General features: G+C 72.3%; 11 protein-coding genes. 6 read left to right on the plus strand and 5 right to left on the minus strand.

Going from position 1 to position 11,580, the window contains the following annotated elements; all coding sequences use genetic code 11:
* The first annotated feature begins 34 nt into the window (after window positions 1–34).
* Window positions 35–709 carry a TetR/AcrR family transcriptional regulator gene (locus tag A9X00_RS23020; protein ID WP_067158744.1) on the plus strand — a complete coding sequence of 225 codons (675 nt, stop codon included), beginning with the start codon at window positions 35–37 and terminating at the stop codon, window positions 707–709.
* 61 nt (window positions 710–770) lie between these two features.
* Here A9X00_RS23020 and rplL read toward each other — a convergent pair whose 3' ends face one another.
* The 5 genes from rplL to A9X00_RS23045 form a co-directional block, all read right to left on the minus strand.
* Window positions 771–1,166, minus strand: coding sequence for a 50S ribosomal protein L7/L12 (rplL, locus tag A9X00_RS23025; RefSeq protein ID WP_067158746.1), 396 nt, complete (start codon window positions 1,164–1,166; stop codon window positions 771–773).
* 42 nt (window positions 1,167–1,208) lie between these two features.
* Window positions 1,209–1,835 carry a 50S ribosomal protein L10 gene (gene rplJ / locus A9X00_RS23030; RefSeq protein ID WP_067158748.1) on the minus strand — a complete coding sequence of 209 codons (627 nt, stop codon included), beginning with the start codon at window positions 1,833–1,835 and terminating at the stop codon, window positions 1,209–1,211.
* 236 nt (window positions 1,836–2,071) lie between these two features.
* The gene (locus A9X00_RS23035; protein ID WP_067158750.1) at window positions 2,072–2,986 is read right to left on the minus strand and encodes an ROK family protein; all 915 of its coding nucleotides are present in this window, start codon (window positions 2,984–2,986) and stop codon (window positions 2,072–2,074) included.
* Window positions 2,986–3,603: a malonyl CoA-ACP transacylase gene (locus A9X00_RS23040; RefSeq protein WP_067158756.1), complete on the minus strand. Its 618-nt coding sequence runs from the start codon at window positions 3,601–3,603 to the stop codon at window positions 2,986–2,988. The genes A9X00_RS23035 and A9X00_RS23040 overlap by 1 nt, the downstream gene beginning before the upstream one ends.
* On the minus strand, window positions 3,600–7,742 hold the full coding sequence (locus tag A9X00_RS23045) for an NEW3 domain-containing protein (RefSeq protein WP_067158757.1): 4,143 nt from the start codon (window positions 7,740–7,742) through the stop codon (window positions 3,600–3,602). The genes A9X00_RS23040 and A9X00_RS23045 overlap by 4 nt, the downstream gene beginning before the upstream one ends.
* A 39-nt stretch (window positions 7,743–7,781) precedes the next feature.
* Between A9X00_RS23045 and A9X00_RS23050 the strand changes: the two genes are divergently transcribed.
* The 5 genes from A9X00_RS23050 to A9X00_RS23070 form a co-directional block, all read left to right on the plus strand.
* Window positions 7,782–8,312: a DinB family protein gene (locus A9X00_RS23050; RefSeq protein WP_067158758.1), complete on the plus strand. Its 531-nt coding sequence runs from the start codon at window positions 7,782–7,784 to the stop codon at window positions 8,310–8,312.
* A 1-nt stretch (window position 8,313) separates the two neighbouring features.
* Window positions 8,314–8,904, plus strand: a complete 591-nt coding sequence (locus tag A9X00_RS23055; protein WP_067158759.1) for a DinB family protein — start codon at window positions 8,314–8,316, stop codon at window positions 8,902–8,904.
* Complete coding sequence (locus A9X00_RS23060; RefSeq protein WP_067158764.1) at window positions 8,880–9,827, plus strand: alpha/beta fold hydrolase; 948 nt, start codon at window positions 8,880–8,882, stop codon at window positions 9,825–9,827. The genes A9X00_RS23055 and A9X00_RS23060 overlap by 25 nt, the downstream gene beginning before the upstream one ends.
* A 52-nt stretch (window positions 9,828–9,879) precedes the next feature.
* Window positions 9,880–11,226: an AarF/ABC1/UbiB kinase family protein gene (locus A9X00_RS23065; RefSeq protein WP_067158765.1), complete on the plus strand. Its 1,347-nt coding sequence runs from the start codon at window positions 9,880–9,882 to the stop codon at window positions 11,224–11,226.
* Window positions 11,227–11,237: 11 nt separating this feature from the next.
* Window positions 11,238–11,580 (plus strand): alpha/beta fold hydrolase (locus A9X00_RS23070; RefSeq protein ID WP_197515242.1); only part of this gene is annotated, 343 nt, incomplete at its 3' end.

An 11,580-nucleotide genomic window follows, 5' to 3' on the forward strand; every position in this document is an offset into this window, starting at 1 on the left:
GGCACGCTACGCCCCCGGTGAGAAGATGGCAAGAATGACTTCGCAGACTGAGCGCAGCGTGCGCGACGAGATGTTGCACGCCGCCGTCGCCCTGCTCGACGAGCAGGGGCCCGATGCGCTGCAGACCCGCAAGGTGGCCGGCGCGGCGGGGACCTCGACGATGGCGGTCTACACCCATTTCGGCGGGATGCGCGGGCTGATCGCCGCGGTCGCCGAGGAGGGCCTGCGGCAGTTCGACGCGGCGCTGGCGGTGCCCGAGACCGACGACCCGGTCGCCGATCTGTTCGCCCTGCAAGCCGCGTACCGGCGCTACGCGATCGAGCGGCCGCACATGTATCGGCTGATGTTCGGCAGCACCAGCGCGCACGGCATCAATGCCCCGGCGGGCAACATGTTGACGCTGACGGTCGCCGAAATCGAACGCGACATTCCCAGCTTCGCGCATTTGGTGCGCGTGGTTCAGCGGTCGGTGGGCGGCGGGCGGATCACCGTCGGCTCCACGGCCGACGACGCGGTCATCATTGCCACGGCCGCCCAGTTCTGGGCGTTGGTACACGGGTTCGTGATGCTCGAGTTGGGCGGCTTCTACGGCGACGACGGCGCGGCCGTCGCGGCGGTGCTTCGCTCGATGACGTCGAAATTGTTTGTCGCGCTGGGGGATTCACCCGACCGGGTGGCAGAGTCGCAGCGGTCGGCGGTGGTGGGCTGAACAGACGCAAAAGCCCCCGACACGCCGGGCGTGTGGGAGCCTTTGCGTCTGCTCGGCAGACTTACTTGACGGTGACGGTGGCGCCGGCGGCCTCGAGCTTGGTCTTGGCCTCGTCGGCGGCCTCCTTGGCCACCTTCTCGAGCAGCGGCTTGGGCGCGCCGTCGACCAGGTCTTTGGCCTCCTTGAGGCCCAGGCCGGAGACGATCTCGCGGACCACCTTGATGACGCCGATCTTCTTGTCACCGGCGGCCTCGAGGATGACGTCGAACTCCGACTGCTCCTCGGCGGCCTCGGCGGGCGCGCCACCCGCGGCCGGACCACCGGCGGCGGCGACGGCGACCGGGGCGGCCGCGGTGACCTCGAAGGTCTCCTCGAACTTCTTCACGAAGTCCGAGAGCTCCAGCAGGGTCATTTCCTTGAACGCGTCGAGCAGGTCGTCGCTAGAGATTTTGGCCATGGTGTGGGTCCTTCCTTGTTTTCCTAAGTTGCGGGTGGGTTGTTATTCGGCTTCGGCCGGTGCTTCGGGGGTTTCTGCAGGGGTTTCTTCGGCGGACGCTTCGGGTGCCGCGGGGGCCTCGGGTGCCGCTGCCGCGGGCTCCGGCGCGGCGGCTTCGGCGGGCTTCTTCTCCTGCAGCGCGGCCAGCAGCCGGGCCATCTGGGAGGTGGGTGCGGCGAACAGGCCGGCCGCCTTGGCCAGGTTGCCCTTCATCGCGCCGGCCAGCTTGGCCAGCAGCACCTCGCGGGACTCCAGGTCCGCGATGCGCTCGACCTCGGAGACGCTCAAAGGGTGGCCGTCCATGTAGCCGCCCTTGATGACCAGCGCCTTGTTCTCCTTGGCGAAGGTCTTGAGCGCCTTGGCGGCGTCGACCGCCTCGCCGCTGACGAACGCGATGGCCGTCGGGCCGGCGAACAGCTCGTCGAGGCCCTCGATCCCGGCGTCGGCGGCGGCCCGCTTGATCAGCGTGTTCTTGGCCACCGTGTAGGTGGCCGAGCCCGCCAGCGAGCGGCGCAGCTCGGCCAGGTTGGCCACCGTCAAACCGCGGTACTCGGTTATCAGCGTGGCCGTGGAGTCCTTGAACTGCTCCGCGATGTCTGCAACGGCGGTGGCCTTGTCAGCCCTGGCCATGCATGCCTCCTGAGGTCAAAGTTGTCGGTGATCCCCCTGGAAACGACAAACGCCCCGGCGCAGGAAGCGGCCGGGGCGTGAAAATGCACCGGCGTGCGCCGGTGTTCTGCCTCGTCCTCCTGCGTGGGCCGCCGGGATGTTCCCGGACCTTCAACCGATTGCTCGGTGACCGACGGTCTTCGGTGGATCGGCAACCACAATAGCCTGACCCCCCGCGGTCAGCCAAAACGGTGCGGCTAGCCCAGCCCGGCCAGCCTCGCCGCGCCGACCAGACCGGCCTCGCCGCCCAGCGCCGCGGGCACCACCCGCAGGCCGGCCAGGAACTGCAGCCCGGCGTACTCGGCCAGCGCCGCCCGCAGCGGGTCGAAGAGCAGGTCCCCGGACTTGGCCACCCCGCCGCCGGTGACGACGAGATCGAGGTCGAAGACCGCCCCGACCGAGGCGATCATCGCCGCCAGCGCGGTGGCGCCCCGGCGAAACGCCCGCTGCGCCACCGGGTCCCCGGCGGCCGCCGCGGCGGCCAGGTCCCGCGCGCCGGCGCCGGGCGGCGCGGTCCAGCCGTTCTCCCGCGCCCAGCGCACCATCCACGGCCCGGACGCGACGGTCTCGACGCAGCCGCGCCCGCCGCACGCGCAGGGCCGGCCGTCCTGCTCGACCACCACGTGACCGACGTGGCCGGCGTTGCCGGTGCGCCCGGTGTACGGAACGCCGTCGAGTACCAGTCCCCCGCCCACGCCGGTGGACACCACCATGCCGAGCATGAAGCGCGCGCCGCGCCCCGCCCCGCGCCAGTGCTCGCCCAGCGCCATGCACACGCCGTCGCCGCCGAGGCGTACGGGCAGGCCGGGGACCTCGGCGGCGACCCGGTCCCGCAGCGGGAACCCGCGCCAGGCCCGGATGTTGACCGGGCTGACGGTTCCGGCGTGCAGGTCGATGGGGCCCGCCGAGGCGATGCCCACCGCGGTGACGGCACCGTCGGCGACGCGCAGCGTGTCGGCGACGATCGCGGCGACCTCGGCCCACACCTCCTCCGCCGACCCGCCGGCCGGGGTGGGCCGGATGGCGGTGTGCACCAGCGCGCCGCCCGGATCGATCAGGCCGGCGGCGATCTTGGTGCCGCCGATGTCGAGGCCGAGCGTGAGGGCGGCCATCAGTGGCGGTGTGTGTTGTCGGGTTGGCGTGGGTCGCCCGGGTGCTCGTAGCCGGGGGCGAGGCGGACCAGCGCGGCCCGCCGCGCGTCCAGCCACAGCCGGAACGCGCGCCGCCGTGCGGCGCCCCGCAGGTGCTCGGCGATCGCCGAGCGCACCTCCGCCAGCGGCGGCGCGGCGAGCGCGGGGGCCCGCCAGCCGTGGGGCCCGGGTTGTGGCGCTGCGAAGCGCAGCGGGTTGCGGGCGTGGTAGCCGGCCACCTCGTCGTCGCCGACCCCTACCGCGGCGGTGACGTCGGCGAACAGCGCCCGCGCCAACGGGTCCGCCAGCGCGGCGGCGGCCACGCTGCCGATCTCCAGCCGCGCGGTGGCGTCGGGCAGCAGCTCGGCCTCGGCGGGCGCGCCGGTGGCGGTGAGGCCGCGCGCGGCCGCCTCCGCGGCGACCACCCGCTCGGTCACGATCAGCTGCGTGAGCCAGCGCCGCAGCTGCCTGCCCTCGGCGGTGCCGCTCGCCGGCAGGGCGGCCGCCCCACGGCTGCGGCGCAGCCGTGCCTCGGCCGCGTCGACCGCGTCGACAGGCACCGGGTCGCCGGCCACGGTGGCCACCGGTTTGGCGTTCATGTCACCGTCACCCGCACCGCCGGCGAGTACACCAGCCGGCCCGCGCAGCCCACCCGGACCAACGCCCACCACTGTCCGGGATCCAGCCACGAGGGCGGGCTCAGGTCGAAGCCGAGCTCGACCGTGCCGCGGGCGGGCAGCACCGCGCCGAGCGCGGCGGGCCCCATCCACTCCCACGTGCCCCAGGGGCTGATCAGGTGCGCCTCCAGCGCCAGGGCGGCGCGGGCGTGGGTGCCGACGGTCACGGTCAGCCGGGCGGTCCCGCCCGCCGCGAGCTCGACGTCACGCGGCCCGTCGGCGAGGTAGACCAGGTCGTACTCACGGCGGGAGCCGACCTCGACCACGCACACGTCCTCGACCTCCTGTCGCCACGCCGCCGGGACGTCCCCGGTCAGGCACAGCCGGGCGCGCAGCGGGTAGAGCCCGGGCGGCGCGCGCGCCGGGATCCGCACCGCCACGTCGGCCTCGCAATGGTCGCCCACGCCCAGCGTGAAGGGAAGCTCCGCCGGAGTGGCCGACCAGCCGTCCGGGCACAGCACCGTCACCGCGCCGTCCAGCGTGGCGTCGGTGCGGTCGCCGGCCACGGTGAGCCGCAACGCCACCTCGTCGCCCGGCTCGGCGGTCACGCGCTGCGGGTGCAGGTGCGCGACGGCCGGCAGTCCCCCGAGCGGCGCGGGTCCGCGGTTGTGCAGCCAGTAGCGCGCGTAAAGCGGTTGCGCGGTCTCGGCGTCCGGCGCCAGCTGTGTCAAACCGGTTGACATGCTTTGTGGTTCGAGGTCGGCCAGCAGGGTGGCCACCTGATAGCCGTGCAGCTCAACCGATTCCGCGCGTCGCTGCCGCTCTTCCAGCAGGTCGGCGAACGCGAGCCCGCGCACCGCGGCCACCTCGGAGCCGAGGGTGACGCGGGTGCGCCGCCCGGTCGTCTGCACCAACCTCAGGGCCACCGCGCTCGCGTCGACCGGCCGGGCGCTGCCCGCCGCCAGCGGGTTGCCGGCCGCCTTGAGGGCGGCCAGCTGGACCGAGCCGGCGGGCTCGACGCGCAGCAGCGACCCGGCCGACGGCAGCACGCCATCCCCCTCGCCGGGCACGACGGCGAGCAGCGGGTGGCCGAATTCCGCGCTGCGCGTGGGTATCTCGGCCTCGCGCCAGTCGCCGTCGCCGCAGGCCAGCGCGTAGTCGAAAGCGTGGGTCCAGTGCTGGAGCTGGAAGTTCGAGCCGTCGGGCGCGGTGCGGCGGGGATCGTCGATCCAGGTGCCCGACGGCCAGCCGGTGCAGGACCGCATCAGCGCGGTGTGCAGCGTGCCGTCGGCCTCGACGGCGAAACTGGGCACCCCGCGGTTGAGCAGCGCGACGGTGCGGGATTCGAAGGGTTCCATGCCGGACGGCGTCCGCTGGCTGATCGGGATCTCGGCGTTCCCAAGGTCGTCGACCAGCGACGCGATCGCGGCGGCCAGGCCGTCATCGTCGGCCGCGCCGATCACCAGGACCGGCAGCGCCCGCGGCGCGCGCAGGTCGGCGCCGGGGACCCAGGCCTCCGCCAACGGCGCGGCGGCCGGCACCCAGACCCGGGCCCGCCCGGTCTCCGCCAGCTGGCGCTCGAGCTCCGCGGCGTACTCCGGATCGGCTTGCGCCAGAACGGCTTTGGTGAACGCGTTGCGGTCCGGCCCGCCCAGCGCGATCCGGACGTCGGGCAGGTTCGAGTCGACGTCGAGGCAGCCGTAGCGCGGCTTGTCGGCGCCGCTGCAGGTGGCCGTGACGCCGGCGCGCACCAGCGCCACCATCAGCTCGCGCGCCGGCGGCCCGGACACCGCCTCCGCCGGGCACACCACCTCGGCCACCGACACCGCCCGCACCCCGGCGCCGACCCGGACCCGCACCGCCGAGGACAGCCCGAACCAGCCGTAGGCCGGGTTGTCCAGCGTCCACAGGTGCCGCGCGGTGTCCACCGAGCGCGCCCCGTCATGCAGCAGCGCGAAGCCCCGCCCGACGACGGCGTCGCCCACCTCGCTGACCGGCATGGCGCCCGGCACCGGGCACGGCCAGCGCAGCCGCAACAAGCGGTCCTCGCCGGTGAATTCGTCGATGGCCGTGCGGCAGTCGAGCCGCGCCAACCCGTTCCACAGCGTCAGGGTTTGCGTGTAGCGCAGCTGATCGCCGATGCGGCCGCGCACCACCAGGCGCTGACCGAGCGGGCCGCGGTAGGCCCGCACCCGCGCCGGCGACTCCGACGAGCACACCACCGGCCCCTTGGGCAGCAGATGCCACGGCCCCTCCCCCTGCCTGGGGTGCGACGGGTATTCCTCGTAGAGGGCCAGCTCGTTGCCCAGCCGGCCCGCCGCGATCAGCTGGCGCCCGCCGGAAGCCAGGGACACGATCCCGCCGCCGCGCGCCGGGTCGGCCCGAAGCCGGTAGTGCTCGTTGCCGATCTCGTTGCCGGGCACCGGTTCCCAGCCGGTCGCCTCGCCCGTCGGCACCAGCCGGTAGGCCCGCCAGCCCAGCGACGGCACGTCGCACGCCAACCAGGTGACGGACCGCCCGTCGTCCGCCACGTGCGCCGGCAGCTCGGTGCCGTCGGGGTCGAGCACGCGCGCCCCGGCGCCGACGGGCGCGCCGAGCCGCGCGGTGACGATGTCGGTCCGCTTGTGCGCCAACGGGTTCCACACGACCACGTCGCCGCCCACCGCCGCCGACAGCAGCGCCAGCGAGTTGTCCCGCGCCGCGCGGCCCAGCTCCCACGCGTCGCGCCAGCCGGTCAGCAGATCGAGGTAGACCTGGTCGGACTCCGAGCCGGTGATGGCGTCGTGGTGCGCGCCGTACGCCAGCTGCACCCACGCCTTGGCCAGCGCGGCCTGCGGGTACTCGGCGCCGGCCAGCAGCGCGGCGAACACGGCGAACCGCTCGGCCTCCAGCACGGCGTTCTCGGCGGCCCGGTTGGCCTGCTTGGTGTCGATGTAGGACACGTCCTTGCCGGTGTAGATCGGGTTCATGTCCCGGGTTTGCGGCGACGGCTCGCCGCCGCGCTGCGCGAGTTCGGCGCGCACGGCCGCGAAAAAGTCCCGCGGTATCGCGCACACGAACCGCGGCCAGGTGTAGCGCGCGGCCCAGTCTCGATGGATCGCGGTGACCCACTTGTTGGGCGGCGTGTAGTCGGTCCCGACGGGAAGCAGCACGTTGCGCGTCAGGGCGACCTTCTTGAGCCGATCGAACAGTGCGCGCGTGGCGTCCTCCGCGTCGGCGAGCGAGGCGGACTCGTCCATCCCCCAGCCGGCCCCGTAGTGCGCGGGCATGTAATGCGTCAGCAGCCCGCGGCCCGACGGCGCGATCCACTCGAACTCGCTGCAGAACTGCATGGCTTGGACGTCGCCGCCCGGGCCCCACTGGTGGTGCGGCCCGCGCGCCCACGAACTCGACGTCAGGCCGGCGTCGGCGGCCAGCCCGGGGAATTGCGGGTCGTGGCCGAACACGTCGAGCTGCCACGCGGTGGCCGGGTCGGCGCCCAGGACGCCGCGCTGAAAACCCATGCCGTGCACCAGGTTCCGGATCGTGGTTTCCGGGCTGGTGAGGTTGGTGTTGGGTTCGTTGTAGGTGCCGCCCATCACCTCGACGCGGCCCTGCGCGATGAACCGGCGCAGGTCGGCGCGGTCCTCGGGGTGGGTGTCCCAGTACGGCTTGAGGTAGTCGACCTCGGCCAGCACGAACTTGTACTCGGGCTCGCGGCGGGCCATCTCCAGGTGCGCGCGGACCAATTGAAAACCGTTGGCCTGCCGCCCCGGCGGGTCTTCGGCCCATTCGCTGGTGTACGCGCCCTGGGTGTTCCACCAGACCGGGTCGTAATGAAAGTGGCTGACCATGAACATGGTCCAGCCGGGCTCGGCGATGGCGAACTCGAACGGCTTGCTGGCGCGCCCGGCCCGCGCCCGCGCGGCCCGGCGCTGGCCGACGACCGGGCGCTCGACCGTGACCGGCACCTCGACGACGTCGCTTCCGGGCCGGGCCAGGGCCTCCCCGCTCAGGCCGTCGCCGTCGATGCGGATCGGCGTCGGCTCGGCGCAGCCCGCGACGCCGACGCGCGCGAGCTGCAGCGGCGCGTCCGGCGGCCCGACGAACAGCTCGGTCGAGCCCGCCGAGATCACCTGCATGCGAAAAGCATGTCACCTCGTGCTGGCAAGCTCGTCCCCATGGCGGACCTGACCACCCAACTGGCCGACCAGCTCGACTGGCATTGGCGCGGGCAGCTGCGCCCCCGCCTCGACGGCCTCACCGACGACGAGTACTTCTGGCAGCCGGTGCCCGGTTGCTGGACGGTTCATCCGGACGGGTCGGTGGACTTCGCGTTCCCGGCACCCAGCCCCACGCCGTTCACCACGATCGCCTGGCGCCTGGCACACGTCATCGTCGGTGTGTTCGCGGTCCGTGCCCACCACCATTTCGGCGGGCCGCCCGCCGACTACCAGGGTTGGGGTTACGCGACCGACGCCGTCACCGCCCTGAGCCAGCTTGACCAGACGTACGCCGCGTGGATCACCGGCGTGCGGTCGCTGTCCACCACCGACCTGACCCGCCGGTGCGGCCCGGCCGAAGGGCCGTACGCCGACCACCCGCTCAGCGAGCTGATTCTGCACATCAATCGAGAAGCGATCCACCATGGCGCCGAAATCGCCTGCCTCCGGGACCTTTACCTGCACAGCCACGCCATTCGGAAGGATTGAAATGCCCGCACTCGCCCCGCCCGTCACCGACGAACGCGACGCCCTGCGTCAATTCCTGGCCTTTCACCAAAGCGCCTATTTCGCCGTCTCGTACGGCCTCACCGATGAACAGGCCCGCTCGACGCCGTCGGTCAGCGCGCTGTCGGTCGGCGGGCTGGTCAAGCACGCCACCGCCATGCAACGCAACTGGATGGCCCGGGTCGCCGCCGCCCCGGACCTGCCGCCGAAGGATCCCCGGCCGTTCGACCAGATCGCCAAGGAGTTCGGCGACCAGCACGTGATGCGGCCCGACGAGACGCTGGCCGGGCTGCTGAGCGCGTTCGAAGCCCAGAACGCGGAGACGCTGCGCCTGGCCGACACCGCCGACCTCGACGCCACGGTGCCCGTGCCGCAGGACATCCCCTGGTTCCCCAAGGACCAGAAGGCCTGGTCGGTGCGCTGGGTGATCCTGCACGTGATCAACGAGCTGGCCCGCCACGCCGGGCACGCCGACATCGTCCGGGAATCCATCGACGGCGCCACCATGTACGAGCTGATCGCGGGCCTGGAAAATTGGCAGATCGAAGGGTGGGTCCAGCCCTGGCGGAAATAGCGCAAATCCGGAGCGGCATCGCGCGCCGCGACACGCCGCACGGCCCGGTCGAGCTCTACTACGAGGATCTCGGCGACCCGGTCGCGCCGCCCGCGCTGCTCATCATGGGCCTGGGCGCCCAGCTGCCCATGTGGCCGGACGGCTTCTGCGCGCAACTCCTCGACGCCGGTTACCGCGTCATCCGCTTCGACCACCGCGACACCGGGCTGTCGGGCAAGATGCACGGGCTGCGGGCCGGCGGCTCGGTGTACCGGCGCGTGGGGCGCTACCTGCTCGGCCGGCCCAGCCGGGTGCCCTACACGCTGGTCGACATGACCGGGGACGTGGTGGCGTTGCTGGACCACGTGGGCGTCGGCCGGGCGCACGTGGTGGGCGCCTCGCTGGGCGGGATGATCGCGCAGATCCTGGCCGCCACCGAGCCGCGCCGGGTGGCGTCGCTGGGCATCATCATGTCGAGCACCGGCAAGCCGTTCGCCGCGTTGCCGGCCTGGCGGGTCATCAAGCTTGCCTTTGATCCGCCGGCCAAGGACGCGTCGCCCGAGGAGAGATTGGCCCTCGAGGTGCGCAACGTGGCGGTGTTCAACGGCCCCAACTTCCTGCCGCCCGACGCCGAGCTGCGCGACCGGGTGCGCCGGCTCGCCGACCGCTGCAGCTACCCGCCGGGCATGCTGCGCCAATTCGACGCCATGCTCGGCACCGGCAGCCTCGTCGGCTACAGCAAGGCGATCACTGCCCCGACCGTCGTGCTGCACGGCTCGGCGGACCCGATGGTGCGCCCGCGCAACGGGCGCGCCGTCGCCGCGGCCATCCCCGGGGCGCGGTTCGTCGTGATCGACGGGATGGGACACGACCTCCCCAAACAGGTGTGGCGGCCGATCATCGAAGCCCTCACCGAGAACTTCGCGCTCGGCGAGAACCGGTGAGCGCGCTCACAGGAATTGGGACTTGACAGTCTCGATTTGGCAGACTGCACAGATGACTACTACCAAACACCGCGAGGTGGCCACGCTCGACCGGGTGCCGTTGCCCGTCGAAGCGGCCCGGGTAGCAGCCACCGGCTGGCAGGTCACCCGCGCCGCCGCAAGCATCCTCACCAAGCTGCCCAGCAGGGGGCCGTGGCAGCAAAAGGTGATCAAGCAGCTTCCCAACACGTTCGCCGACCTGGGGCCCACGTACGTGAAGTTCGGGCAGATCATCGCATCCAGCCCCGGCGCGTTCGGCGAGTCGCTGTCGCGCGAATTCCGCGGCCTGCTCGACCGGGTGCCGCCCGCCGACCCCAAAGAGGTACACAAGCTCTTCGTCGAGGAGCTGGGCGCCGACCCCGCCGAGCTGTTCGCCAAGTGGGACGAAACGCCGTTCGCGTCCGCGTCCATCGCCCAGGTGCACTACGCCACCCTGCACACCGGCGAGGAGGTCGTCGTCAAGATCCAGCGGCCGGGCATCCGCCGCCGGGTCGCCGCCGACCTGCAGATCCTCAAGCGCTTCGCCCAGGCGGTCGAACTGGCCAAGCTCGGCCGCCGGCTCTCGGCGCAGGACGTGGTCGCCGACTTCTCCGACAACCTGGCCGAGGAGCTGAACTTCCGCCTCGAGGCGCAGTCGATGGAGGCCTGGGTGTCGCACCTGCACGCCTCCCCGCTGGGCAAGAACATCCGGGTGCCGCAGGTGCACTGGGACTTCACCAGCGACCGGGTGCTGACCATGGAACGGGTGCACGGCATCCGCATCGACGACGTCGCCGCCATCCGCAAGGCCGGCTTCGACGGCACCGAGCTGGTCAAGGCGCTGCTGTTCTCCCTGTTCGAGGGCGGGCTGCGGCACGGGCTGTTCCACGGCGACCTGCACGCCGGCAACCTCTACGTCGACGAGGCGGGCCGCATCGTGTTCTTCGACTTCGGCATCATGGGCCGCATCGACCCCCGCACCCGCTGGCTGCTGCGCGAGCTGGTGTACGCGCTGCTGGTGAAGAAGGACCACGCCTCGGCCGGCAAGATCGTGGTGCTGATGGGCGCCGTCGGCACCATGAAGCCCGAGGCCCAGGCCGCCAAGGACCTGGAGCGCTTCGCCACCCCGCTGACCATGCAGACGCTGGGCGACATGTCCTACGCCGACATCGGGCGGCAGCTGTCGACCCTGGCCGACGCCTACGACGTCAAGCTGCCCCGGGAGCTGGTGCTCATCGGCAAGCAGTTCCTCTACGTCGAGCGCTACATGAAGCTGCTCGCACCGAAGTGGCAGATGATGTCGGACCCGCAGCTGACGGGTTACTTCGCCAACTTCATGGTCGAGGTCGGCCGCGAGCACCAGAGCGACGTGGAGGTCTAGGGGGTATCCCGATGGAAATCCGCAGCGGCCATGCCATTTCGGGCGACCTGAAGCTGTACTACGAGGACATGGGCGACGTCGACGACCCGCCCGTCCTGCTGATCATGGGCCTCGGCGCGCAGCTGCTGCTGTGGCGGACCGCGTTCTGCGAGAGGCTCGTCGGGCGCGGCCTGCGGGTCATCCGGTACGACAACCGCGACGTCGGCCTGTCCGACAAGACGCCGAAAACGGGCTCCGGGCAGCCCCTGGTCCCCCGGCTGCTGCGGTTCTGGCTGGGGCTGCGCGCCGAGGCAGCCTACGCGCTGGAGGACCTGGCCGACGACGCGGCGGCCGTGCTGGATCACCTGGGCATCG

The organism is Mycobacterium sp. 1245805.9, from assembly GCF_001672915.1.
GTDB lineage: Bacteria > Actinomycetota > Actinomycetes > Mycobacteriales > Mycobacteriaceae > Mycobacterium.